Below are 25,341 nucleotides of genomic sequence, written 5' to 3' on the forward strand. Positions count from 1 at the left end.
TATTTCAGTGGCTGTACTACTTGTAGGTGCATTTTTATGAGTTTTATTGATATGCTGCAAAAATAGGCAAAAGAAACATGTTGGCAGAGGAATGTGCAGTTCCAACAAGTAAACATAAGTGTATCTTATTTGGATACATTTGTAAAGTTGGTGCTATTAATATTGTTAGATAAGTCGTGGAAAAAATCATGGCCAAGAATACAGGAAATACGCCAAAGTAGATGAATGTCGATATTTTCTTTCTGGAATATCTTGTAGACGTTGGGGCGTGTGCAGCATAATTGGGTGGCGAACCAGGTGACGGTGCGTCCCTGTTCGTGAAGTATGTGTGCAATAAGTTGTCCCACGTGAGTCATGTATCTACTCTGCTTATGTGTGCCTCCAGATTCCCTTGGGCGGACGAATCAATCTAAAGTTGACAGATATATAGAAAAGGCGTGGGAATCTTACCTTCATCCGTTCTGTATTCAAGGCCTTCGCAATGCCCTACCCCGGGAACGAACAACGCAGAAAGCCCACGCCGATATGCATAACATCCGTAACCTCTCTTTGTTTTAAAGCGAGGCACGGATGTATATAAATACACATCAGGAGGACGTCTTAGTTGCTATTCGTCAATTCGGGGTCAAAGTGTGCGAAGTTTTGAATACGAAAGACAAACGCTTGTAAACGTCTTCTCTATATACACGGCTCTCCTACCATCACCCGCAGGCTTTCTGCAGAAAGAGACCGTTGCAAATGTATAAAAAAATATGGTTGGAAAGGGTAATGTGAATCAGAAACTTTTTGAATGTAGATTATTTTGTCCTCTTTTTGCCCTTTACCGGGCGAAATGCGGTTGCGCTGACATATCTTATAAGAAAGAGGAGGATTCTTTCAATTTTGGGCACGAAACGGGCTTTAAACTACAAAAGCCGGGGCATAATACCTCGGCTTATGTTTTTTCTTCTTGTCAGGGAGCTTTTTTATTCATTAGAAACCTTTGTTCCCCATACATTTGCTGTGTAGGTTCACAACGACGGCGGGTTCCGAAAAGCCGGATAGTAAAGAGAGTAGGGAAACTGTAAAATCATAAAGAAGTATGGCAACTATTGATGGAAAAAGTATAATGGATTTTCTTATCGGTGGGATGGATAATCCTTTACCTGACTGGTTCAAACCTTTCGGACACGATCCTGTAATCGGATTAGAAAAAAAATGTAGCCTATGATGCCCAATTTGGATCTGCCGGTCAAGACGCTAATTGGTCTCATGATGTGATTCCTCTTGTAAAATGGACAAACGAGGGTTTTAAGGAGGTGTCTTACTCTATAGATCTAAATCTTGAAGGATTAAAACAGTTGTGATGTAAAAAAGTAATTTGTTGATTCATTGTACGTAGGCACACTAAGTTTCGTAGTTGCTACAAGAATCTTGATTTCAAAAATGGAAGATACAGGGATAAACGTTTGCAATAAGAATGAAATTATTGTAGGCGTTTCCTTTATAAAAGGTTAAAACTTATTGTTTCTCCGGAAATAAGAAAGTCCGCAGCTTTTCCAATCCCGCCCTGTGTTTTTTAGGATTGTCCTTTTTGAGTTTGGCGATATTCTGTAATTTCCATTTTACAGACGGATAGCTGTTTAAATCTCCTGCACAACATTTTCCCCAGTCAGGTTCGTCGTTTTCGAATGACAGAAGAAATTCCCGGTCTGTTTCGGTCAGGCTGTCGTTTACCTGTTGAATGAGGTTATGCCTCGCCTCTTCATAATCGGAATAAGTGAACGAGGTATCGGACATTCCTTCAAACTGATTTTCCAATGCTTCCGTTTGGTCGATGGCATTTGGCTGCAATGATTCGATGAGAGGCTTGTCGCTTCCCAGCAGGCAAAACATGAAGCCGTCCTTGACATCATTGAACGATGTCATTTTCATATACTTCCAATCGAACAGGTCCCGTGGGTGTTGGCGGCTCAATGCCGCTGCTATCTTGCCCCCGTAAAGTTGTGAATAAGAAACGGTACGTGCTTTGCAGGTCATGTTGAACTCCGTTTCGGCCCGTTCGCACAGTATCCTGTCCTCTGTCTCCCCAATGATGCCGCGCTTTGTCCCGTTCACCTCGATTTTGACGGTCGCACTGTCCAAGGTACACTGCAATTTCCAGACATCGGGCTTGTGAAGCACTCTGATACCCGGTATGGATTTTTATATGCTGCTTTTCAGGGTTCGCAGATGGCTGTTGATAGTCTCCAGACTCTTCGCCCTTTCCTGCACAGGAATATAGGTAAGGTCTATATCGACCGAATAGCGCGGCATATTCTTATGGAACAGGTTAATGGCCGTACCTCCATGCACCGCGAAATCTTTGATGCGATACACGGACGGTATAATGCGTATCAGCAGGGCCACCTGTTTTTTATAGATGTCATTCATATTCGTTTAACTCTTTGGGTACGGTTATTCTGTATTTGGCGATATAAGCCCCGTTTTTTATCAGTTGCAATTTGGAGGTTCCCAACTCTATTTTTGATGTATCGAGTGCTTCATGCCAATAGTGTCCCGCCTTTTCCGCCATGTAAAGGAACATACGTTTTACTTTAAGGCTCTTGGTCGTTTCAAGCAGTTGTTGTAGTATTTCGGGGCGCAGCGTTGTCAGTTGTTCCATCATATAGAATAAATCCATATAAGAGTATTGTTGCGGCGCAAGCAGCAAACACTCCAAGAATGCCTGTTCCGGAGTGGAAACCTGTAAATCCGCTTCGTCTTTCACGACCGTTGTGGCTTGCGGCTCTGAAAAAGCATCGGTGGAAAATGGTTTTATCACTCTGTCGAAAACATCCTTGCGCATCCATTCCGGAACACGTTGTTTGCTATGCGCTACCATCAGCAACGGTTTGCCCATAGGTACATAGTGATTGAAACCGAATAGCTCCAATGCGGAATGTGCCGCAACACGGATTTTCTTGCCTAATTGTCTGTTGTAGCAGGACAATGCGGCGTATGCCGACAGACTGTCTCCCGTGCGGTACATGACTCCTTTTGACAACATCTCGAGCCAGCCGGATTCCCGGTATCTTTTTATCAACTGGTCGGAATAGCCGTTCCTTTTCAACCATTCGGAGAACAACAGCCCTTTTGGAGTGGCGGAAAGTAACAGTTGGTTTATCTTGCTTTTGGGTTCTATATTCACAGTATATTATTTGTTTCTTATTTCAACTGCAAAGATACTGTTTCTTTTGTCTTAAAAGTCAGAATAGTTAATTTTGTTTCGGTATAATATACTTTTTGTGTAGTATTGAATGACAAAACCAACAGCTACGAAAACCATTTTTTCTCTCCCTCATATCGGAATCCGCTTTTTACTTGGCGTTTCGTTTGTTCAGCACGTCCTTTATCATCTCCTTCACGTCTTGCCCCATCTGTACGAAATTCCTATATCAGAAATCCCTGTTCTTTTCGAAGTTTCTGTTTTCTCAAAGATTATAACACCTTGAATTCATAACCTTCCTCTTTCAGGAATTCAATGGCACGGGGAAGTGCGTATTGCAGGTTACCGTTGTTCCATGACTTCAGCGAATCGTGGAAAGTGATGATAGAACCGTTTCGGGCATAGCGTTTCACGTTATTCAGCACTTGTTCCGGACTCATCCGTTTACTGTAATCACGGGTCACGAGATCCCACATAATAATGCGGTAATGATAGCGCAACGTATAATACTGCCTGAATCCCATGTGTCCGTGTGGCGGACGGAAGAGATCGGAATGAATAATATCATCTACCTTTCTGGCATTTGCCAGGTAATCCGGATTGGAATATTCAAATCCACGGATGTGGTTGAAAGTATGGTTGCCGATGCGGTGTCCGTGCTCTACCACCATCCGGTATTCATCCGGGTGCTTGCGTATATTGTCGCCTACCATGAAAAAGGTAGCTTTAATATGATGCTTTTCCAGTATTTCCAGTACCCAGGGAGTTACTTCGGGGATGGGGCCGTCGTCGAAAGTCAGATAGACTGCCCGCTCATTCGGGTCCATCCGGAAGATAGCCTGTGGATACAACGCCCGGAAAAGCCAAGGTGGTTGTTCTATAAACATGAGAGTTTGCGTTAAACAAGTATTAAGCAATAAGTATTAAGTATTATACCATGCGGAAAACATGCCGGAAGCCATGATTAATACTTAATACTTAGTACTTGATATTTAATATTTATTTCCCTTTCATTCTCGTCACGTACTCGTTGTATAGTTGATCGAGTTGCGTAGAGTAATGTTTTGCGAGTTCTTCTGATTTGTATTTTTCCATTAGGCGGACTTCGGCGTCAAGCAAGCTGGCGTTGTATACGAAGTTTTCGCTGGCGATGGCAAGCTGGTTATCGTTTAGGCTAAGATACCAGATCATGTATTCGAGCGACTTGTTGGCAAGCTCGTCGATAATCTTGTTGGCTTTCTCGTTCTGTCCCAGTTGATAATAAGACTCTGCCATTTGGAAGGCGCCGTTTGCCCAGTCATACGGTACGTTGATTGCCGGAATCATCTTTTCGGCGTAATCGAGTGCAGCGAGTGCCTTGTCCTTCTTACCTTCTTTGATAAGCTGTCCTACGAGTTGCGTGAAGATACGGCGGTGCGTGTAGCACATACGCATCACGTTCTCGTCGATGTAGATACCCGGCTTGTCGATACCGCCGAACTTGAACTTGTTCATCAGGTTGTCGTACATCTTTTCACTGTCAATCTTGCTGTCCAGCTTGTCCGTATCGAACGGAGTGAAGCGGTAGGCGAGACCCTCCTGTGTGAAGTGGTTGCCCATGCCCAGATGGTTTTCGCTTCCTACGGTGATTGCCATATAGATAGGACGTTCCCAGTTAGCGTTGGCAAGCATTTCGAGCATCATCAGTTCACTCTTGTAGAGGGCGCGTTTCGGGTTGCCGTTGGCGTCTCTAAGGGTGATTGTCATGTATTCGGGGATAGAGTCGCCCAGAGCTTCCGGAATCTTCATGCCGGAGCGGCGTACGGCTTCCTTATCTATCTTCATGACGATGCTGTCCGTAGGGATCAGCGGGAGCTGTATCTCTTTTCCTGTCTTCTTGAGAAGCTCTTTCAATTGGTCGTTCTTGCCAAGCATCCAGCGGTTGATGATTTCCTTCAGTTCATAAGGATTTTCACCGAAGATGGAGTGAACGAGTGACAATATGGTAGTGTCTCCTTGCGCGGCCAGTTCGTTTGCCTGTTTGAAATAGCTGTCGATAAGAGCTTTCATTTCCGGACGGATAGAGATATATTCGTTTTGTCCTTCCACGTATTCCACACGGTCCCAGGTGATAGGGAGTGACGGAGAATCGTAGGCCGGACGTTTCATCTGGTCGATATACCAGTCTGTTTGCAGGTAACTTAAGTTACAGGTACGGGCATCTGTACGGAAACCTTCCGTTTCCTGATTGTACCACAATGGGAAAGTATCGTTATCACCATTGGTGTAGATAATCGGGTTGCCTTCTTCCTGCAAAGTCATCAGGTAGTTCTGTCCGAAGTCGCGGGCAACGAAGCGTCCGCTACGGTCGTGGTCATCCCATGTCTGTCCCGCCATCTGGATGGGGACGAACAAACAGAGAACAGAAGCCAGAACGGCTGCCGGAAGTTCCTGCATCTTGGCATAATCCCGCAACATGCGGATGATGCCTGCCACTCCCATACCTACCCAGATGGCAAAGGCATAGAACGAACCGGCATACGCATAGTCTCGTTCACGGGGTTGTGCAGGAGTTTGGTTGAGGTAGAGTACGATAGCGATACCTGTCATAAAGAACAGGAAGAATACCACCCAGAATTGCTGGATACCTCGTTGACTATGGTAAGCCTGCCAGAAGAGTCCGATCAAACCGAGAATCAGCGGCAGACAGTAGAATACATTATGACCTTTATTGTTTTTGAGATCTTGCGGAAGCAATTCCTGGTTGCCTACCAGCAGGTTGTCGATAAACGGAATACCGGTGATCCAGTTGCCGTGCTCGATTTCTCCGCTACCTTGTATGTCATTCTGCCGTCCGGCAAAGTTCCACATGAAGTAACGCCAGTACATGAAGTTCAACTGGTAGGAGAAGAAGAATTTGATATTTTCCCATTGGGTAGGCATGTTTACCATCACCATTTCTCCACATTGGTCGTAAGGAACATCATATCCCTTGATGTCTACCCATTGCTTGTAGAGCGGTGCGTGTGACGAACTGTACATACGCGGGAAAAGCATATTCTGTGCATATTCATATTCCACACGTCCGGGAAGTTCGATATAAGAGTCTTTTTCGTCGGGCGAAGTCTTTTCCTTGCGGACAAACTTGCTTCCTGCTTCCGACTGGCGCGGAATACAATATCCGTCTTTTACGTCGAGTGCCACTTTCGAAGAGAAAGCAGGACCGTAGAAAAGAGGACGGCTTCCGTATTGTTCACGACCGAGGTATTCGCCCAGTGTGAATATATCTTCCGGTGAGTTTTGGTCCATCGGAGTGTTGGCAGTAGAACGGATAACGATCAGTGCATAAGAAGAATATCCGATTACGATCATCATAGTGCACAGTAAAGCCGTGTTCATGGTGCGGGCGGTGATACGCCATCTCTCTTTGATCTTGGCCTGTACACCCGGAGCGAGGTAAAGTCCCAGTGCGGCGATAACCAGAATACCGATGATGATACTGCTGGCTCCGTGTCCGTAGAACGGGATACCCAGTAGAGCAATCGTCAGGATAAAGGAGATAGCCATGCGCGTTTTGTTCTTTTCGGTATAGCTTTCGTATACGCCCCAGATCAGAGCCGCTGCAAGCAGAATGATATAAACCACTACGCCTGAATTGAATGACATTCCGAGTCCGTTGACAAACAACAGCTCGAACCAGCCGCCTACTTTCACAATACCCGGTACGATGCCGTAAAGCACGGCTGCAACGAGTACCATTGAACCGAATAACGCAATTAACGAACCTTTGGCGGTAGCGTTTGGAGTTTTCTTGTAGTAGTATACCAGTACGATGGCGGGCAGACAAAGCAGGTTCAGCAAGTGGACACCGATACTTAATCCCGTCAGATAGGCGATGAGGATAATCCAGCGGTCGCTATGAGGCTGGTCGGCTACGTCTTCCCATTTCAGAATCAACCAGAAAACGACAGCGGTAAACAGAGAGGAGAAGGCATATACTTCACCTTCTACAGCCGAGAACCAGAATGTGTCACTGAATGTATAAACCAGTGCACCGATCAGTCCGCTACCCATGACCGTGATAAGCTGTCCTTTGGTGATATTGTTTTCGTCAGTGATAATCAGTTTGCGTACCAGATGGGTGATGCTCCAGAAAAGGAACAGGATACAGGCACCACTCATCAGGGCACTCATGTAATTCACCATTTTCGCAACGGTTGTTACGTCGGAAGCAAATTGAGTAAACAGGTTCGCCATCAGCATGAAGAAAGGTGCGCCGGGCGGGTGTCCGACTTCCAGTTTATAGCCGGTGGTTATGAACTCCGGGCAATCCCAGAAACTTGCGGTCGGTTCTATTGTCAGGCAGTAGACGGTTGCCGCAATGATGAATGTAAGCCAACCCATAAGGTTGTTTACGGTTCTGTACTGTTTCATTAGCACTATCGTAGTTTATTCGTTAAAAACAAATTATGAGGTCGCAAAGATAGTGATTTGTAAGGATAATGAGGAAGAAAGTAAGAAATATTAAGTAACAAAGGGGTGATTTACTATCTCTTTCACTCTTCCGGAAGGCAGCAGAGAGGGAAGATACACTTTAAAACAAGGTAGCTGGATATCTATATAAAGTCTATGTTTAATGATGGTGATGATGCTCTCCTAAAACCCGGTGAGGCAATGTACCGTGTCCCAATAGCTCGATAGGGCAGTTGAAGTTTCTTTCCAGCCATTCGGTAGTGACGCCTGTATCCGGATGGTAATCTAACGTTTCATTGACACAAGCGATGGATTTTACCTGTTGCAGCACAGTGCCGATATCATGGCTGACAAGAATGATGGCACACTCTTTATTGATTTCAGCCAATAACTCATAAAGACGCGCTTCGAAACGCTTGTCGATATACGTGCTGGGTTCATCGAGAATCAATACCGCAGGGTCGGAGATGATGGCGCGCCCCAACAGGGCACGTTGCAGTTGTCCGCCGCTTAATTGTCCGATAGAACGGTGTTCGAGTCCTTCAAGCCCCATACGGGAAATAATCTGTCTGCCTTTCTCTCTCTGTTCGGGAGTGAATCGGGAAGTGAGCGACTTTTGTATGCTCAATCCGGATAGAATTACTTCTTCCACGGAGATAGGAAACTTCCGGTCTATGGTGCTATATTGTGGTAGATAGCCGAGGAGAAGCTGGGATTTTGCAGAAGAACTTTGAAAGGAGACTCCTGTAGATGTTGTTGATGAAGCCTCTTTGGGAACATTGAATATAATTTCCCCTCCGGTTGGCTTCAACAGACCGAGGATGCACTTTATAAGCGTCGTTTTGCCGCCTCCGTTCGGACCTATAATACCTAGAAAATCCCGTTCGTAGATGCTTAGATTAACATCGTGGAGAACAGTGCGACCGTCATATCCGGCGGAAAGATTCTTTATTTCGATTATTGGTTTCATCGTTGGAAATGGCTTGATGGGTTCTTTCTTTATACGTTTATTTTGTTGCAGCCTGTGGCGCGAGGGCTTTGGCTACATTCAGCATTTCTTCTTCCCAGTCGTAACTTAGCGGATTGATAGGGATCACTTTCGTTCCGGTTTGCTGCGCGATGGTTTCCGCATTGCGTTTGTCAAATTCCGGTTGAACAAAGATAACACGTACATCTTCTGCCTGACACAGGTCTATCAAGGCTTTCAGATGGGCGGGAGAAGGTTCTTTACCTCCTTCTTCGATGGAAATCTGATGCAATCCGTAGTCGCGGGCGAAGTAGGAGAGAGCCGGATGATAAATCATGAAGGCTTTGGCTGCTTCGGGAGTGGAGAGTTGACGGCGAATCAGGCTGTCGGTGTGCTGGATGCGCTGGCAGAGCGAATCGTAGCGGTTTCTATAGTATACCTCATTTGCCTTATCCAGTTGGCTAAGGGCTTTGTAGGTGTTTCCTGCAATGATTAAAGCATTACCGGTGGAATTCCATACGTGAGGCTCTACGGCGTGGATATGACCGTCGTGGCTGTTATGTCCGTGGGCATGGTCGTGGTCATCATTGTTGAGTATGAGGTCGATTCCTTTGGAGGTGTCGAACACTTGAATATGGGGGGTATTGTTCATTAAACGATCCATCCAGGTCTGTTCGAAGCCGATGTATCCGATGCGGAAATAGGCTTTGCTGTCTCCCAGAGAAACAAGTTGTTGGGGGACAGGATCATAGGTTTCCGGGCTGGAACCTTTGGGGACCATGCTGACTACTTTAAATTTATCTCCGGCAATAGCTTCCGTGAAATAACGTTGCGGTTCCAGGGTGACGGTAATCACCGGTTTTGCTTCGTCATCGTTGCTTGCTTGGGAAGAGCGTCCTGTGCAGGCTGCCATTAGGAGGCAGGCACTAAGGAGGAAAAGGGTTCTCATATCTTTTAGTTGTTTTTTCATGACTTCTTCTATTTCGGGGTTTCTTTCTTATCTTGTTCCTATTCTTATTTCCGGGCCCGTAATATTTCCCGTTTACCACCCGGAGGTCCGGGCAGGCGTTCTACTGTGAATCCGGCTGTCTGTAACATCCGGCGGACGACACCTTTGGCGCAGTAAGTGGTCAGAATGCCGTCTCTATCTAATAAAACGTAGAGGCGGTTGAATAGTTCTTGCGACCACATTTCCGGCTGCTTTTCCGGTGCAAAGGCATCGAAGTAAATGAGGTTAAATGAAGGATTCAGGGCAGGTGATTCAGCGTTGGTTACGCTATCATTGACATTGCTTATTGTCCGTTCTCTGTTTTCAACCCATTTATTAACGTCTGTCTCTACTTTCCGTAGGGTGAAGTGTGGAGTGAGTTGCACGTCTTTCTCCCAAGGTGATGTATGAAGTTGCTTAAACAATTCGATGGCCGGTTGTTGCCGGTCGGTCGTTGTTAATTGTTCATCATTGGAGATATATCCTAGTTGCTCTATCGTCTGCCATTCCAGCGGGTAGAGTTCCAATCCTGTATAGTGTATATTCCGTCCGCTTCTTTCTGCTTCTTCGAGGGTGAGCCAGGCGTTTAGCCCTGTCCCGAAGCCGATTTCAAGAATACGCGGGGTAGTGGCGGAAGAGGCTTTAAGTCCCATATCGATGAAAATATGTTGAGACTCCGTGCGTGCCCCTTTCGTTGAATGATAATGTTCATTCAATTCCGGAACAAACAGGGTAGCACTCCCGTCATCGGTTTTCTCAATAATCCTTTTCATCATACAATCTCTAATACTTACTGCCTAACGTCTAATACTTTATACTTACTACCTAATACTTATTTCCTATCCTGCCATAGCATCCCAGGCACTTTCGAGCACATACAGGAGGAGGATATAGCGTATCAGTTTGCCGACAAACATGGAAACGATGGTGAGCCATGTGTTGCTTCGCATAAATCCCAGTGCAATGGCTATCACTTCCCCAATGGCGGGAAGAAAGGTGAAGAAGGCCATCAATGCTCCTTTTCCTTGCAGGAATTTCACCATTTTGTCTACTTTCTCTTTCTTTACCTTGAAATATTTCTCAATCCAGCTGATTTTGCCCAGACGCCCCATGTAGTAGCAGGTCATTCCGCCTACTGTGTTGCCCAGAGTGGCGGAGATCAGACAGGCTATCGGGGGCAGGCCGAGTTTCACCAGTGCCACCAGTACCAGTTCGGAACTGAAAGGCACGATGCTCCCAGCCAATAAAGCCGAGATGAATAATCCCGGGAGTCCCCATTCTATGAGGAGTTGTATCGTTGAATCTATAAAAGCGTCCATATATTAAAAGCGAATAAGAGGATGAGACCGACCAATGAAAGGATGAAAAACACATTCGAACTTTTACTATTGGTCAGTACAAAGAAATGTCCGATCAGGATGCTGTTGCTTATGATAAGCAAAGGCAATAGGGCACTGCAATATATCGGTTGCAGGGCAATCAGCAGGAATAGGAAAATCGTCAGGTCTATCAAGAATTGGAGATAGGCGCGTGTGCGTATCTTATCCTCAAATCCGGCGGCGATGCAATGGACGGCACTGATGATGAACATCACCAACAGATAACCGAGTATTGCCAGTTCCCAAGGCTGGAGGATTTGCAGGTTGAAGAATTCTCCGAAAGTTAGTAGCTGATTGAAAGGGCGGTAGAACAACTCCATCTCGTTGTAGAAGAAGGCGTGTCCGAACAGCATCCAGTATGGCAGCATCCATCCGAGCAGCGCACCGCAGAAACTACGCGGAGTGAGCGACTGGAAACGGTAGGCTTCGAGCAACCAAAGCACCGAGAGGATGGTGAACTGTGGGAACAGAATACTTCCCGCTCCAATAAAGAAGAAGGAATAGAATAAATAACCCGCAGCTTGAGTTTGCTGGTAGCTTTTAAACAGAAAATAAATGGAAATGAGAAAGCCTAGGGCAACAATATCTCCTGTATATAGGAAATGCATTTTCGGGCAGACGGTGACCAGCAGGAAATAGATAGCCGTCTGCATGGATGCCCTCATACGGATAATGCTGAACTGATTGTTCAACTCTATCAGAAAGTAGCCGATGGTTGCATAAATCAGGAAGCTGACAATCCGGTCTGCCCATCCCGGAAGCAGAAAATCACGGGTGGGTTGCCAGGCAGAAGGGCTGCCTTCGAGTACGGTTGAGGCTATGGAATTGGGAAATAAAAAGTAAGTCAACACCCAGCACAGGGCGCAGATAAAGATAACGGCAGGCAGGGTCCACCGTCCTGCCGTCACTTGACTTTGTAGCCTTTTATTTCTCATTGATCTGTCAGTTCTGTTGCCGCCCGGCGAGCATATATCATCGCTTTGTTGGATCTATATGCCGTGCGTGTTGGATCTATATATCCTGCGTGTTGGAACTATATGTCCTGTACATTGGATCTATATGCCCTGCAAATAGGAGATTTATACCTGCCGTGGCGTATCATTATAGGTTGTTTTTTACAAATCGAATCCGATATCGCGGCGGAAATACTTCTTGTCGAAGTCGATCATGTCTGCCACTTTGTAGCTCTGTGCCAGTGCCTCTTCTTTCGTTGCACCGTAAGAGCAAACGGCAATCACACGTCCTCCGTTCGTCACGACTTGTCCGTCTTTCATGGCTGTTCCGGCATGGAAAATGATGCTGTCGGTAGCGGCAGCCTGTTCCAATCCGCTGATAGGGAATCCTTTTTCGTAAGCTTCGGGATAACCTCCGCTGACAAGGATGACACAGCCGGCTGAACGTGGGTCCATCACCAGTGTCTTTTCGTTCAGGTTGCCTGCGGCAGTGCCTTCAAGCAGTTCTACGAAGTCGCTCTGGATACGGAGTATTACACTTTCTGTTTCCGGGTCGCCCATGCGGACGTTGTATTCGATCACCATCGGTTCACCTTTTACCTTGATAAGGCCGAGGAAGATGAAACCTTTGTAGGTGATGTTTTCTTCTTTCAGGCCGTTGATGGTTGGTTCGATGATGCGTGTGCGTACTTTCTCCATAAACACTTCATCGGCAAACGGAACGGGGGTTACGCTACCCATACCACCTGTATTCAGTCCTTTATCGCCTTCACCGATGCGTTTGTAGTCTTTGGCTACCGGAAGGACTTTATAGTGTTCTCCGTCTGTCAGTACGAATACAGAGCACTCGATACCGCTTAGGAACTCTTCGATTACAACGGTTGCCGATGCAGAGCCGAACATGCCACCCAGCATTTCTTTCAGTTCTACTTTAGCTTCGTCCAGCGTAGGGAGGATCAGTACTCCTTTTCCGGCACAAAGACCATCAGCCTTCAATACATAGGGAGCTTCCAGCGTTTCGAGGAAAGCGAGACCTTCTTCGAGGTTTGCAGAAGTGATGCTTTTGTAGCGGGCTGTCGGGATGTTGTGGCGCATCATGAAGCCTTTGGCAAACTCCTTGCTTCCTTCCAGTTCTGCTCCTTGAGCCGAAGGGCCGATAACGGCAATATGCTTTAGCTCCGGACGGTCCTGGAAGTAGTCGTAGATTCCTTCTACCAACGGATCTTCGGGGCCTACTACTACCATTTGAATGTTCTCTTTCAGAGCGAAAGCGCTGATGGCTTCAAAATCGGTTGCTTTGATGTTGACATTCTCGCCTACGGCAGTTGTTCCGGCATTTCCCGGAGCAATGTACAGTTTTTCAACTTTCGGACTTTGGGCAATTTTCCATGCCAGTGCATGTTCGCGGCCGCCCGAGCCAAGTAATAATATCTTCATCTTTGTGCTATTATAAGTTATACTGTTATATATGATTCGTAATGGATGCGGTGGACTTTGCAGGTTTTATAAATTCTGCTCAAAGTACCGGGTGATTTTCTCGTGCAGATGTACACGGTCACGGCCTGCTACGTTGTGCTTGTGGCACGGGTAGATAAACAGGTCGGGATAAGTGCGGGCATCTACACAGGCTTTCATAAACGACAGGGTGTGCTGTGGCACGCAGGTATCGTCATGATCGTCGTGAATAATCAACAGGTGACCTTTCAGTTGACCGGCAAGATTCTTCAGGTTACATTCTTTGTAGCCTTCCGGATTGCTTTCCGGTGTGTCCATATAGCGTTCGCCGTACATTATTTCATAGTAACCCCAGTCGATTACCGGACCTCCGGCAACGCCTACTTTGAATATCTCCGGGTAACGGAGCATCAGGGCGGTAGTCATGTGACCTCCGAAACTCCATCCGTGTACGCCGATGCGTTCGCTATCTACGTAGGGGAGGGATTTCAGGAATTCAACGCCTTTCACCTGGTCTTTGCCTTCTTCGATGCCGAGACGGCGGAAGGTGGCATTTTCAAATGTTAGTCCGCGGTTGCTGCTACCGCGATTGTCGATGGTGAACATGATATAGCCTTTGCCTGCCATGTATGTGTCCCATCCGCGTGCGCCGTTCTGCCATCCTCCGGTGACGCATTGCGCGTGAGGACCTCCGTAGACGTATACGATTACGGGATATTTCTTAGTCGGATCGAAGTTTGCCGGCTTCATCAGACGGTAATGCAGGTCGGTGGTGCCGTCTGCCGCTTTGATTGTTCCGGTTTCGATGCTTGGCATCTGGTATCCGTCGTAAGGATTTTCGGCTGTCAGCAGGTTGACTGTTTCTTTGAAGTTTTTGGTGTCTACCAGGTTGATGACGCGGGGTTGGTCTTTGGTGGAATAACGGTCGATAAGGTATGTGCCGGAGGCACTAAGTGTTCCGCTATGTTCGCTTTCCTTGCAGTTTTCGAACGGCTGGCTTATCTTTCCATTGTTTACGTTTACTGCAAAATGTCCGCTTCTCAAGCCTTCTACGGCAGTGAAAATGATCTCTTTACGCTTTGTGTTGAATCCCAGGATTTCGCTAACCAGCCAGTTGCCTTTGGTTAGCTGTTTCACTTTACCGGCCTGGAAATAGCTGCCGCCGTTGGCACTATTATCGGTTTCACCTTTCATGTTTGCTGCATTTGTCTCAAAGAGATACAGGTGATTGTAGCCGTCACGCTGACTTTGATAGATGAACTTGGTAGGGTCCCACGGCAAAAATACGATGGGGGTTTGCGGTTCGACGTATTTAGGGTGCATTTCTTCATAGAGAACTCCCATGGGTTCCCCTGTCTCTGCGTTGTACTGGCAGAGTTTGGCATGATTTTGATCGCGGTTTACTTCGATCAGGTAGAGGCTCTTTTCATCCGGTGCCCAGCTGATGTTAGTGAAATAACGGTCTGTCGGATCGCCTGCATTCAGATAAATGCTTTTATCGGTGGCAGGGTTGTAAATGCCTACTTTTACCTGATGGCTCGTCATTCCTGCCATCGGATAGCGTACGTTGTTCACTTCGCCTACACGTGCGGTGATGTCTACAAGTGGGTATTGTGTCACCATGCTTTCATCCATACGGTAGAAAGCGAGCAGGTTACCTTTCGGACTCCAGAAAGTTCCTTTGTTGATACCGAATTCATTGCGGTGCACTGTTTGTCCGCAAACGATGCCTTCGGGTTCATTGGTTACTGCTTTCTCATTCACATATAGATTGTTATCTATCGTGTAAGCCACATTTCCACTGGCTGCGCAATAGTCTTCATTATTTGCCCCGTCCTTTGGTTTGAGTGTGCTGACAACCTGATTGTTCTTGAAATCATATACAATGAACTTTCCTGCTATCGTGAATAGCATTTGTGGCTTGTCTGCCCATGGAAAACGGACGGAATACAGGTGTGATAATTTTCCTGCCTTGTTTTCTTCAAGCACTTTGTTGATTTGCTCGCGAGTGATAACCATTGTTTCTTTCCCGGTTTTGGGTTGAATTGAATAAAGGGTATCTACTCCTGGCTTGATACATTCGTCGCCCCACCATTGCAGCCCGTACAGGTTTTCTGCATAGAGGTAACTCTCGCCGCCCGGAATCAGTTCTTCCAGCGTCGGTTTTTTGGTTTCTTGTGCCATAACATTGAATCCGATTGGTAGTGCCAATAATAACAGAATGGCTCTTTTTCCAATTTTACTCATTGCTCTTTTCTTTATTATTTGTTTTTAAATCCTTCTATTTTTACTCTGTCCAAAGGAGTCTGCTTTATTTGAATGGCAGCACTCAATTTGGCAAAAGCGGTGAATAGGTCGTCAAATTGCTTCTCGTAGCTTTCTCTGTCGGAGGATATGTCCTCTTCCAAGTATTCAATCCTTTTCCTCAATTCTTCCAATTCCTGTTTTGGAGCGTGGGAGAGCAGGTATTGGCGCATGTGGACGAAGGCTCGCATGATGTTGATGTTGACTTCGATGGCTTTAGGGCTTCGAAGTACTCCAGAAAGCATGGCGACACCTTCTTGGGTGAAAGCGAAAGGGGCATAGCGGCTACCACCCCAACTTGAGGTTCCAATTTGGAACCTCAAGTTTTCAAACTCATCAGAGCTTAATTGGAACATGAAATCAGATGGAAAACGTTCAATATTACGGCGTACCTGTTCTTTTAAGCGTTTATTATCTATTTCGTACATTTCTGCTAGGTCAAAGTCTAGCATAACCTTCTGTCCTCTGACCTCATAAATCTTATTTTCTATGATAATTATATCTTCCATTTTGTTTTTCAAACTTGAGGTCGCAATTTGCGACCTCATATTGAGTATCAGTGCGTTAGTAGGTATATGGTGTTGTGGATTGTTCTTAATTATGAATCAATTATTCCTCTTCCTTCTTCGGAATCCTCGGCTCCCGGTTTCCCCTAAATTCTCTTGGTCCTCTTGAATCTCTTCCTCCGCGGAATTCTCCCCGTGGCTTTCTATCTCTGTCGCCGCCTTTGAAGTCGCCACCTTCTCTGCGTGGCTTGTATTCTCCCTCTCTGCGAGGTTTGGACTCACCATCCCGGCGTGGTTTGAATTCACCTTCGCGCCGTGGCTTAAACTCTTTTCTTTCTCTGAATCTTGGAGCCTGTTCACCTTCACCCTCTTTCTTCTCTTCGCCCTCTTCCTGGCTCTTGAACTCTTTATATTTTCCGTCAAAAATCTCATATTTGCGGAATTCACACTCCAACGGTCCATTGAACAAAGGAACCTTCTGACTTGCTTTCAGACCAATCTGGTCGAAACACTCTTCCCGATAAGAAAGTACCCATGCTTCGTTTCCTACAAATGCATGTTTCAGACGTTCGCCGATCATTTGATAAAGACCGAGCAAATCATTCGTAGAGATACGTTCCCCATAAGGAGGATTGGTGATGATAATCGACTTCTCCTGCGGCTGTTCGAACTGCTGGAACGGTTGCAGTTTCAGCACGATATCTTTCGATACACCGGCAGCTTTTATATTGTGAGTTGCAATCTCATTCGCTTTCGGATTGTTGTCATACCCATAAATCTTATGAGTAAACTCACGCTCCTGACTGTCGTCATTGTAAATCTCATCGAACATATCCGCATCGAAATCCACCCATTTCTCGAAAGCAAACCCCTTACGGAATACTCCCGGAGCGATATTCTTAGCAATCAGTGCGGCTTCTACAGGGATAGTACCCGAACCACACATCGGATCGATCAGATCACATTCTCCACGCCATCCGGTCATTAAAATCATGCCGGCAGCCAATACCTCATTCAACGGAGCTTCTACCGCTTCCTGGCGATAACCGCGACGGTGAAGTGATTCTCCGGACGAGTCCAACGACAAGGTACAGGTAGTCTGTGCAATATGAATGTTCAGAAGTACATCCGGGTTGTTGATGCGTACCGACGGACGTTTACCCGTTTTCTCGCGGAAGTAGTCCACAATCGCATCTTTCACCTTGTACGAAACGAATTTCGAATGGCGGAACTCCTCACTGAATACTACTGCATCGATAGCAAATGTCTTGTTCACATCGAGATATTCTTCCCATGGAATAGCCTGTATTTGATTGTAAACCTCGTCAGCATCTTTGGCCGTAAAGTTCTTGATGGGTTTCAGGATACGGATGGCGGTACGTAGACAGAAATTAGCCTTGTACATCATACGTTTATCTCCTGTAAATGAAACCATACGACGTCCTATTTGAATGTCGTTGGCTCCTAATGCTGTCAGTTCTTCTGCAAGTATCTCTTCCAGTCCCTGGAAAGTCTTGGCTATCATCTCGAATTGTTCGCTCATATAGATTCTTTTGATTTTATTTTTTTGCTTTAGTTTGTACGATTCTTGCTCCTGCGGGCACGTTTTCCGTTACCCAGATATTACCGCCTACGGTTGCATCACGCCCGATGGTGATTCTTCCCAGAATAGTGGCGTTGGAATAAACAATCACATTGTCTTCCAGGATCGGATGGCGGGGGATTCCCTTGATCGGTTTTCCGTCGGCATCCAGCGGGAAACTCTTGGCTCCCAGTGTGACACCCTGATATAGTTTGACGTTGTTTCCGATGATACTCGTGGCGCCGATTACGACACCCGTACCATGGTCGATGGTGAAGTGAGTGCCAATCTTTGCGGCCGGATGGATATCAATTCCCGTTTCGCTATGCGCCATCTCCGTGATGATACGGGGAATCAGAGGAACACCCAGTTCCAGCAATTCATGCGCGATACGGTAATTGCTGATCGCTTTAATGGCCGGATAACAGAATATGACCTCTCCATAGCTTTCGGCAGCCGGGTCACCGTTGTAGGCGGCTTCCACATCCGTTGCCAGTATCCTCCTCATGGCGGGTAACTTACTGATGAATTTAGCAGCAAGACGTGCAGCTTCTTCTCGTTTGGAGTCGGAACAGACGTTGCATTTCCCCTCTATGGAAGTGCTAAAACATAATCCGGCCAGGATTTGCTCACAAAGCAAATCAAACAATTTTTCAATGTTTACACCGATGTGATAATTGATAGTCCGGCTGTTAATAGTAGAATTTCCGTAATATCCGGGGAAAAGAATGGAGCGTGAAAGCTCAATAATTTCATACAAGACTTTTGCAGAGGGCAGTGGTTCGCCATCTTTGTGCTGATGAAACAGTCCTTTATAAGATTCGCTTTCCGATAGCTCATCGACTGCCTGTGTCAAAATGTGGGTGAAGTTCAGTGGACTCATTAGGTCAGTTGCTCATATTTATATGGGCACAAAGGTATTAAAAAAATAATAAAATTCGCTGGGATTCAGGATAAATAATGTATTTTTGTCACATTCAAAACATGACATGAATAAGGGGAACGGATGAATCAGAGGACTACTATGAAACTATTTGTGCTATTGGGACTGTTGATGTTGCTAAGTTGCGGATACGCTGATAGACATCACAATAGCTCTTCGTGCGAACAGGTCTTGGTCGATTCTTTGGAAGTTCGTGTGCAGGATTCGCTGTTTTCCAATGTGCATTATTCCCGCTCACAACTGCTTGAGGCACTGATGCAGACGCAAGATTCCCTGGTTTATTATCGTCTGCTCGCCCTTTACGGGAAAACATTCTTTGTCTCTTCCGATTTTGATTCTATACTCTATTACAACCGCCGGGTAAAAGAATTTTCCCGCAATGCTTCCCAATCTTCTGAATCTCTCCAATCTCCACAATGGAATGATGTATTGTCCGATGTCTATAATATCGAAGGCAACGTATGGATGCAACTGAACCGCCCTGATTCTGCAATTATCGACTATAAGAAAGCCTATGGATATCGCCTGAAAGGAAAAAGATTACACCTGCTTCCGGATATTTGTATCAATATCGCTGATGCTTATCTGCATCGCAGTGACTTGGCGCACACTGCTTCGTATTACCGGCGCGCCCTGTTTCTCTGCGATTCTTTGAACTTGTCCGAACACACGAAATTTCCTGTCTACTACGGATTGGGGCAGACTTACATGGAACTGCGTGATTTCGATTTATCCAATCATTACTATGAATTGGCCGGGCAGTTCTTCGATGAAATGAGCGTGAGCGAGCAATGGACCTATCTCAACAATCGCGGCAACCATTATTATTACCGGAAAAACTATCAAGAGGCCTTGAAATATATGCGCAGAGCCAATGCACTCGTATCTTCTTATCCGCAGATGGTGTTTGAACAGAACTTTATCAAAGTAAACCTGGGAGAATTGTACTTGTTGACTGACAAACTGGACTCCGCACAGATCTGCCTGGACGAAAGTTATCGTTTCTTCTCCGATATACAGCATAACTCGGCCATTCATTACATTGAAACCCAGATGATTGAACTGGCATTGAAGAAAGGAAATATAGCCCAAGCGAAAACTATGATCGCCCGGACTGCTCCTGTGGGGCATCTTGACGCCAATATGCTGACTATACGCAATCAGTATCTGCAACATTATTTTGAGCATATCGGTGATTACCGCCGTGCCTATGAATACCTGAAACGTGATTGCCATTTGGACGATTCCATTCGGAGCGAACGGATACAGATGCGTGTTGCCGAATTGGATATGCGTTACCGGCAGGATACGATAGTACTTCGTAAGGAAATGAAGATTCAGCAGCAGGCAGCAGAGATGAGAGTGCTCAAATTGAGCGTATCTATCTGGGTACTTGTCTGCGTGTTGCTTGTGGCAGGGGTAGTGGTAGTTGTCTGGTATATGCGTAAAAAGAGGGAGTTTCTTCGCCAGCGTTTCTTCCAGCAAATCAACCGTGTCCGCATGGAGAATTTGAGAAGCCGGATTTCTCCTCATTTTACTTTTAATGTACTGGGACGTGAGATCAATCAGTTTAACGGCTCGGAAGAGGTGAAACATAATCTGATGGAACTGGTGAAATATCTCCGTCGGAGCCTCGAACTTACCGAGAAATTGAGTGTATCTTTGCAAGACGAACTGGATTTCGTGCATACATACATCGAACTGGAACGTGGGCGTGTCGGAGAAGATTTTGTCGCAACAATCACGTTGGAGGAGGGTTTAGATGCAACCCGCATCATGATTCCATCTATGATTGTGCAAATTCCGGTGGAGAATGCTATTAAACATGGACTGGCGGGAAAGGACGGAAAAAAGGAACTAATGGTATATGTTTCCCGTGAAACAAATGGGATTCGCATAATGGTTACCGACAACGGACGCGGGTATCTTCCGCAGGTAGTTTCCGCCACACGGGGTACTGGTACAGGATTGAAAGTGTTGTATCAGACCATTCAATTACTGAATACAAAGAATAAGAGTGATAAAATACGTTTTAATATAACCAACAGAAGCGATGGACAAACCGGTACGGAAGTGTCGGTATATATCCCGTTTCGTTTTTCTTATGATTTATGATGGAGACAGAAGAAAAGTATAAGGTAGTTATCGTTGACGATGAACGTACAGCGATTGATGCTTTGCGCCGAGAGTTGGAGCCCTATCGTGAATTTGAAGTAAAAGGAATCGCAGGGAATGGTGCAAAGGGTAAAAAGATGATTATGGAGTTGCATCCGGACTTATTGTTTCTTGATGTGGAACTTCCGGATACGTTGGGACTCAATCTACTAAGTGAAATCAGGGAGGATATTTTGTGGGATATGAAGGTCGTATTTTACACCTCTTATGACAAATACTTGCTTCAGGCGTTGCGTGAGTCGGCTTTCGACTTCCTGCTGAAGCCTTTTGAAGCGGAAGACCTGAAAGTAATTATAGACCGTTACCGGAAGGCTATGACCTCTACTTCGCTTCCTCTTTTGCCTTCTTTTGCTTCTTCCATTAGTGCATTGATGCCCCAGCAAGGCATGTTTATGATTAGTACAGTGACAGGCTTCAAGCTTTTGCGACTGGAAGAAATCGGCTTTTTTGAATATTTGAAAGACAAACGTCAATGGCAGGTGGTCTTGTTTAATCAAACTTGTCTGAATTTGAAGCGAAATACCAAAGCAGAAGATATTATCAGTTATTCACAAGCTTTTGTACAGATTAGCCAATCTGCTATTGTAAATGTTAATTATCTGGCAATGATTGATGGTAAATGCTGTCAACTTTATCCGCCTTTTCACGATAAGAACGATTTGATTATTTCCCGAAGTTATCTAAAAGAACTGCAAGAGCGTTTCTTTGTTTTGTAATGTAGACCTCATATTATGAAATACGCCACTTCTTCAGCAGAAGCGGCGTATCCTTTTGTTAGAATATTAGAATGAGAGAGAGTTTATGTTACATATTTGTATTATCCATCGTAACGGTCATTTCGGGTACCAGTACGTAGGCTTGTTTTTTAGCGTTCCATTTATAATAATTCGTAGTAACGGTCTTGCCTTCATAAGTATAATTGATGCGTAGGTCTTTTTCCCATGCGTCCTTGCTATTGTTCCATTTCAAGGCTTCGCTTTCAATCATACGTTTGTTGTCATCGTACTTGTAGTTGTACTTCATGTAGTTGGCAAGTGTATTTCCGTCCATTTTGTAAACGGTTTGTCCCACTGTCATACCATTCTCCTCGATTGGATTATAAATCAATTGATTATCGTAGCTACGTGCAGAAGTAGCAAGCGATACAACAAGAAGAGCTGCAGATAAAACGAACATTTTTAAAGATACTTTTGCTTTCATGGCTATTTAAGTTTTTGGGTTATACTTTCATTTGTCTACCAAATGCATTGGTTTTACGCTGCAAATCTACATATTAATTTGGTATTTATGCATTTTAGAAGATAAAAGATTGTCAAAATGTCAAGAGTGGAGGTGGGCGATAACTAGCTTTTTGCCAATATTGGTGACAAAAAAATATCCGGCAGTCAATCTGCCGGATATAGAATGAATCACTTCGTCGAAAAAGGAATCTTTTTTCTAGCTTTCTGGATACAGAGTTAAATAATGTTATTACCCATACTTGCTTCTATTTTGTAAGCGGAAGCCCCTGATAAGATGGAGTCTCCTTGTGCAATTAGTGTCTAAAAGATAGCAATTCCTTATTGAGGTGGCCTTTATTCACTTGATGGTTTAATGTGCCTCAAGCCAGTTTTTGCCCCATCCGCAATCTGCTTTCAAGGGGACGTGCATGCGGTATGCTTTCTCCATTTCTTCGATGACGATTTCTTCTACACGCTCTTTTTCATTGACAGGAACGCTGAAATTTAATTCGTCATGTACTTGCAGGATCATTTTGGCTTGTATTCCTTCGGCCTGGAACCGTTGATAGATACGTGCCATTGCTACTTTTATAATATCTGCCGCACTTCCCTGGATAGGGGCGTTGATGGCATTTCGTTCCGCATATCCGCGTACAACGGCATTCCGCGAATTGATGTCCGGTAAGAAGCGCTTCCGATGGAAGATTGTTTCCACATAGCCTTTTTCCTGGGCCACCTGAATGCTTTTATCCATATATGCTTTCACTCCCGGATAAGTTTCAAAGTAACCGTCGATTAACTCTTTGGCTTCTTTACGATCTACATTCATTCGTTCGGCAAGACCAAATACGGATATGCCATAGATGATACCGAAATTGGCAGTCTTGGCTTTACGGCGCATGTCGGAACCTACGTCTTTCAGGTCGATCTTATAAATTTTGGCAGCAGTGGCCGCATGAATATCGTGATTGCTAAGGAAAGCATCAATCATATTCTTATCCTCGCTAAGGTGTGCCATGATGCGCAATTCAATTTGCGAATAGTCGGCAGAGAAGAAGAGGCAGCCTTCATCGGGGATGAAAGCCTTGCGGATTTCTTTTCCATTCTCGTCGCGGATAGGGATATTTTGTAAGTTCGGATTGCTTGAACTAAGGCGTCCCGTAGCGGTTACAGTCTGGTTGAAAGAGGTGTGTACCCTTCCTGTGCGTGGATTGATAAGCTGGGGGAGTGCGTCGATATACGTGCCCAATAGCTTTTTCAGTCCGCGATGTTCCAAAATCTTTTCTACTACCGGATGTTTGTGCCGGAGGCTTTCGAGCACTTCTTCTGAGGTGACGTACTGGCCGGTCTTAGTCTTTTTTGCCTTCTCTACGATTTTCAGTTTGTCAAACAGTACCTCACCGACTTGCTTGGGTGAAGCGATGTTGAAAGTCTCACCGGCCAATTCGTAAATCTCTTTTTCGATTTGCTCCATCTGGGCGGTGAAATGGGCGGACGACTGCTTTAATGCTTCCGTATCCAGCAATACCCCGTTCCGTTCTATATTAACCAATACGGGAACTAGCGGCATTTCTATATCATAGAACAAACGTTCTGCGTCATTCTCTTTCAGTTCTTTCTCCAATACATTTTTCAGTTTCAGAGTTACGTCTGCATCTTCGCAGGCATACAGATATACATCTTTCGGATCGAGATCGCGCATGTTCTTCTGATTCTTCCCTTTGGGACCTATCAGTTCGTCAATGTGGATAGTCTGATAGTGCAGGTAAATTTCCGCAAGATAATCCATGCCGTGACGAAGTTCCGGTTGAAGGACATAATGAGCGATCATCGTATCGAAAAGCGGACCTTTTACTGTTGCACCATAATTTTGAAGAACAATCATGTCGTACTTGATATTTTGTCCGACTTTTAATGAACTCTCATTTTCGAAGACCGGACGGAACTCATTTACGATTTTTAACGCTTCGTCTTGGTCCGATGGTACGGGAACATAAAAAGCTTCATTTTCTGCAATTGAAAAGCTCATTCCGACTAATTCGGCATCCATTGGTTCAGTTCCGGTGGTTTCCGTATCTAACGAGAGAATTTTCGATGTAAGTAACTTTTGAATAATTTCCTGTCTTTTCTCCTCTGTATCAACGAGTTGGTAGTTATAAGTGAGCGATTCTAACGTCTCTAGGTTCGATTTTTTTGCTTCACCCGGTTCATCGGGCGTGAAATTCGCAAATAAATCGCCTTGCATTCCGCCTCCTTCTTCGGGAAAAAGTGGAAGAGGAGAGGGGGTGCTTTTCCCAGTGGCAACTTTGCTTCCGGTGGCAGAGGTTATTCCGTTTCCGGAAATATCTTTTTTGAGCACCCGGTCAATGAGTGTTCTAAATTCTAATTCCTCGAAAATGCTACGAAGTGAATTTTCGTCTGCTTCTTCGCGGACAAGAGCATCCATTTCAAGTTGGATGGGGACATCGATTTTAATGGTGGCGAGAAATTTCGAGAACGTAATCATTTCCCGGTTAGTTTCCACTTTTGTTTTCAATGCTCCTTTCAGTTGGTCGGTATGTTCCAATAGATTCTCGATGCTTCCGAATTCGGAGATTAGTTTTTGAGCAGTCTTTTCTCCTACTCCGGGACATCCGGGGATGTTATCCGAAGAGTCACCCATTAGTCCGAGCATATCGATCACCTGTGCCGGAGACTGAATGTCAAACTTGGCTTTCACTTCCTCAATGCCCATCACTTCGAAACCTCCTGTGTGTTTAGGGCGATACATAAATACTTTGTCACTTACCAGCTGCCCGTAATCTTTGTCGGGAGTCATCATATAGGTAGTGATACCCTGGCGACCGGCTTCAGTAGCGAGCGTACCTATCACATCATCGGCTTCGTAGCCTGCCACTTCCAGAATAGGGATGCGGTAGGCACGTATAATATCCTTTATAATAGGTACGGAAAGACGGATTGCTTCCGGAGTTTCTTCGCGTTGTGCTTTATATTGTTCAAAAGCCTCGTGGCGGAAGGTGGGACCTGCGGGGTCGAAGGCTACTCCTATATGAGTGGGATTCTCTTTTTTCAGTACTTCTTCGAGGGTGTTCACAAAACCCAGTATGGCTGAAGTGTTGAATCCTTTGGAATTGATTCTTGGGTTCTTAATAAAGGCGTAATACGCCCGATATATCAATGCATAAGCGTCTAAAAGAAATAATTTATTACCTGAATCCATAGATTTAATT

General features: G+C 45.3%; 19 protein-coding genes and 1 pseudogene. 3 read left to right on the forward strand and 17 right to left on the reverse strand.

Translation table 11 applies throughout. The features are described from left to right. Positions 1–125: 125 nt before the first annotated feature. Positions 126–356 (reverse strand): hypothetical protein, encoded by a 231-nt coding sequence (locus tag H8796_RS05780; protein ID WP_117933423.1) that lies wholly within the window; start codon positions 354–356, stop codon positions 126–128. A gap of 725 nt (positions 357–1,081) precedes the next feature. Here H8796_RS05780 and H8796_RS25360 point away from each other — a divergent pair. After that, entirely contained in the window at positions 1,082–1,210 is a 129-nt protein-coding gene (locus tag H8796_RS25360; protein ID WP_255421599.1) for a hypothetical protein, read from the forward strand. Between the two features lie 290 nt (positions 1,211–1,500). Here H8796_RS25360 and H8796_RS05785 read toward each other — a convergent pair. The 14 genes and pseudogenes from H8796_RS05785 to H8796_RS05850 all read right to left on the reverse strand — a co-directional run bounded on the left by H8796_RS05785 (position 1,501) and on the right by H8796_RS05850 (position 18,656). Continuing rightward, positions 1,501–2,412, reverse strand: a pseudogene (locus tag H8796_RS05785) (nucleotidyl transferase AbiEii/AbiGii toxin family protein). After that, entirely contained in the window at positions 2,405–3,169 is a 765-nt protein-coding gene (locus H8796_RS05790) for a type IV toxin-antitoxin system AbiEi family antitoxin (RefSeq protein WP_117933425.1), read from the reverse strand. The pseudogene H8796_RS05785 and the gene H8796_RS05790 overlap by 8 nt, the downstream one beginning before the upstream one ends. Before the next feature lie 290 nt (positions 3,170–3,459). Continuing rightward, positions 3,460–4,074 (reverse strand): polysaccharide deacetylase family protein, encoded by a 615-nt coding sequence (locus H8796_RS05795; protein WP_117933427.1) that lies wholly within the window; start codon positions 4,072–4,074, stop codon positions 3,460–3,462. A 112-nt stretch (positions 4,075–4,186) separates the two neighbouring features. Further along, complete coding sequence (locus H8796_RS05800; RefSeq protein WP_117933429.1) at positions 4,187–7,600, reverse strand: DUF2723 domain-containing protein; 3,414 nt, start codon at positions 7,598–7,600, stop codon at positions 4,187–4,189. Positions 7,601–7,799: 199 nt separating this feature from the next. Next, a complete protein-coding gene (locus H8796_RS05805) occupies positions 7,800–8,609 on the reverse strand; it encodes a metal ABC transporter ATP-binding protein (RefSeq protein WP_117933431.1) in 810 nt (269 codons plus the stop codon). Between the two features lie 37 nt (positions 8,610–8,646). Next, positions 8,647–9,576: a metal ABC transporter solute-binding protein, Zn/Mn family gene (locus H8796_RS05810; RefSeq protein ID WP_117933433.1), complete on the reverse strand. Its 930-nt coding sequence runs from the start codon at positions 9,574–9,576 to the stop codon at positions 8,647–8,649. A gap of 44 nt (positions 9,577–9,620) precedes the next feature. Further along, on the reverse strand, positions 9,621–10,367 hold the full coding sequence (gene mnmD, locus H8796_RS05815) for a tRNA (5-methylaminomethyl-2-thiouridine)(34)-methyltransferase MnmD (RefSeq protein ID WP_117933561.1): 747 nt from the start codon (positions 10,365–10,367) through the stop codon (positions 9,621–9,623). Between the two features lie 66 nt (positions 10,368–10,433). Beyond that, positions 10,434–10,913: a YqaA family protein gene (locus H8796_RS05820; protein WP_117610918.1), complete on the reverse strand. Its 480-nt coding sequence runs from the start codon at positions 10,911–10,913 to the stop codon at positions 10,434–10,436. After that, positions 10,898–11,908 carry a hypothetical protein gene (locus tag H8796_RS05825; RefSeq protein WP_117933435.1) on the reverse strand — a complete coding sequence of 337 codons (1,011 nt, stop codon included), beginning with the start codon at positions 11,906–11,908 and terminating at the stop codon, positions 10,898–10,900. The genes H8796_RS05820 and H8796_RS05825 overlap by 16 nt, the downstream gene beginning before the upstream one ends. 180 nt (positions 11,909–12,088) lie before the next feature. Beyond that, the gene (gene purD / locus H8796_RS05830; RefSeq protein WP_117933436.1) at positions 12,089–13,363 is read right to left on the reverse strand and encodes a phosphoribosylamine--glycine ligase; all 1,275 of its coding nucleotides are present in this window, start codon (positions 13,361–13,363) and stop codon (positions 12,089–12,091) included. Positions 13,364–13,429: 66 nt separating this feature from the next. Continuing rightward, positions 13,430–15,628, reverse strand: a complete 2,199-nt coding sequence (locus tag H8796_RS05835; RefSeq protein ID WP_117933438.1) for a DPP IV N-terminal domain-containing protein — start codon at positions 15,626–15,628, stop codon at positions 13,430–13,432. A gap of 14 nt (positions 15,629–15,642) precedes the next feature. Continuing rightward, positions 15,643–16,194, reverse strand: coding sequence for an ORF6N domain-containing protein (locus H8796_RS05840; RefSeq protein WP_117933440.1), 552 nt, complete (start codon positions 16,192–16,194; stop codon positions 15,643–15,645). Positions 16,195–16,294: 100 nt separating this feature from the next. Then, complete coding sequence (locus H8796_RS05845; protein ID WP_117933442.1) at positions 16,295–17,734, reverse strand: class I SAM-dependent RNA methyltransferase; 1,440 nt, start codon at positions 17,732–17,734, stop codon at positions 16,295–16,297. Between the two features lie 16 nt (positions 17,735–17,750). Continuing rightward, positions 17,751–18,656 carry a serine O-acetyltransferase gene (locus H8796_RS05850; RefSeq protein ID WP_004296704.1) on the reverse strand — a complete coding sequence of 302 codons (906 nt, stop codon included), beginning with the start codon at positions 18,654–18,656 and terminating at the stop codon, positions 17,751–17,753. A 123-nt stretch (positions 18,657–18,779) separates the two neighbouring features. Here H8796_RS05850 and H8796_RS05855 point away from each other — a divergent pair, with 123 nt between their 5' ends. Both H8796_RS05855 and H8796_RS05860 read left to right on the forward strand, forming a co-directional pair. Beyond that, positions 18,780–20,831 (forward strand): histidine kinase, encoded by a 2,052-nt coding sequence (locus tag H8796_RS05855; RefSeq protein WP_117933444.1) that lies wholly within the window; start codon positions 18,780–18,782, stop codon positions 20,829–20,831. Then, entirely contained in the window at positions 20,828–21,607 is a 780-nt protein-coding gene (locus H8796_RS05860) for a LytTR family DNA-binding domain-containing protein (RefSeq protein ID WP_074638758.1), read from the forward strand. The genes H8796_RS05855 and H8796_RS05860 overlap by 4 nt, the downstream gene beginning before the upstream one ends. Before the next feature lie 88 nt (positions 21,608–21,695). On the opposite strand, the gene H8796_RS05865 is transcribed toward H8796_RS05860, so the two are convergent. Both H8796_RS05865 and polA read right to left on the reverse strand, forming a co-directional pair. Continuing rightward, positions 21,696–22,091 (reverse strand): DUF3836 domain-containing protein, encoded by a 396-nt coding sequence (locus H8796_RS05865; protein WP_004296707.1) that lies wholly within the window; start codon positions 22,089–22,091, stop codon positions 21,696–21,698. 390 nt (positions 22,092–22,481) lie between these two features. Beyond that, positions 22,482–25,331 (reverse strand): DNA polymerase I, encoded by a 2,850-nt coding sequence (gene polA, locus H8796_RS05870; protein WP_117933446.1) that lies wholly within the window; start codon positions 25,329–25,331, stop codon positions 22,482–22,484. Positions 25,332–25,341 lie beyond the last annotated feature (10 nt).

The sequence above is a fragment of the Bacteroides sp. M10 genome (assembly GCF_014334015.1).
Classification (GTDB): domain Bacteria; phylum Bacteroidota; class Bacteroidia; order Bacteroidales; family Bacteroidaceae; genus Bacteroides; species Bacteroides intestinigallinarum.

Coding starts and splice junctions, on each gene's coding strand:
- H8796_RS05825 (WP_117933435.1), bottom strand. CDS start 11,908: ATGAGAAATAAAAGGCTACAAAGTCAAGTGACGGCAGGACGGTGGACC.
- H8796_RS05840 (WP_117933440.1), bottom strand. CDS start 16,194: ATGGAAGATATAATTATCATAGAAAATAAGATTTATGAGGTCAGAGGA.
- H8796_RS05780 (WP_117933423.1), bottom strand. CDS start 356: ATGACTCACGTGGGACAACTTATTGCACACATACTTCACGAACAGGGA.
- H8796_RS05800 (WP_117933429.1), bottom strand. CDS start 7,600: ATGAAACAGTACAGAACCGTAAACAACCTTATGGGTTGGCTTACATTC.
- H8796_RS05810 (WP_117933433.1), bottom strand. CDS start 9,576: ATGAAAAAACAACTAAAAGATATGAGAACCCTTTTCCTCCTTAGTGCC.
- purD (WP_117933436.1), bottom strand. CDS start 13,363: ATGAAGATATTATTACTTGGCTCGGGCGGCCGCGAACATGCACTGGCA.
- H8796_RS05820 (WP_117610918.1), bottom strand. CDS start 10,913: ATGGACGCTTTTATAGATTCAACGATACAACTCCTCATAGAATGGGGA.
- H8796_RS25360 (WP_255421599.1), top strand. CDS start 1,082: ATGGCAACTATTGATGGAAAAAGTATAATGGATTTTCTTATCGGTGGG.
- polA (WP_117933446.1), bottom strand. CDS start 25,331: ATGGATTCAGGTAATAAATTATTTCTTTTAGACGCTTATGCATTGATA.
- H8796_RS05855 (WP_117933444.1), top strand. CDS start 18,780: ATGAATCAGAGGACTACTATGAAACTATTTGTGCTATTGGGACTGTTG.
- H8796_RS05850 (WP_004296704.1), bottom strand. CDS start 18,656: ATGAGTCCACTGAACTTCACCCACATTTTGACACAGGCAGTCGATGAG.
- H8796_RS05795 (WP_117933427.1), bottom strand. CDS start 4,074: ATGTTTATAGAACAACCACCTTGGCTTTTCCGGGCGTTGTATCCACAG.
- mnmD (WP_117933561.1), bottom strand. CDS start 10,367: ATGAAAAGGATTATTGAGAAAACCGATGACGGGAGTGCTACCCTGTTT.
- H8796_RS05865 (WP_004296707.1), bottom strand. CDS start 22,091: ATGAAAGCAAAAGTATCTTTAAAAATGTTCGTTTTATCTGCAGCTCTT.
- H8796_RS05860 (WP_074638758.1), top strand. CDS start 20,828: ATGATGGAGACAGAAGAAAAGTATAAGGTAGTTATCGTTGACGATGAA.
- H8796_RS05805 (WP_117933431.1), bottom strand. CDS start 8,609: ATGAAACCAATAATCGAAATAAAGAATCTTTCCGCCGGATATGACGGT.
- H8796_RS05835 (WP_117933438.1), bottom strand. CDS start 15,628: ATGAGTAAAATTGGAAAAAGAGCCATTCTGTTATTATTGGCACTACCA.
- H8796_RS05845 (WP_117933442.1), bottom strand. CDS start 17,734: ATGAGCGAACAATTCGAGATGATAGCCAAGACTTTCCAGGGACTGGAA.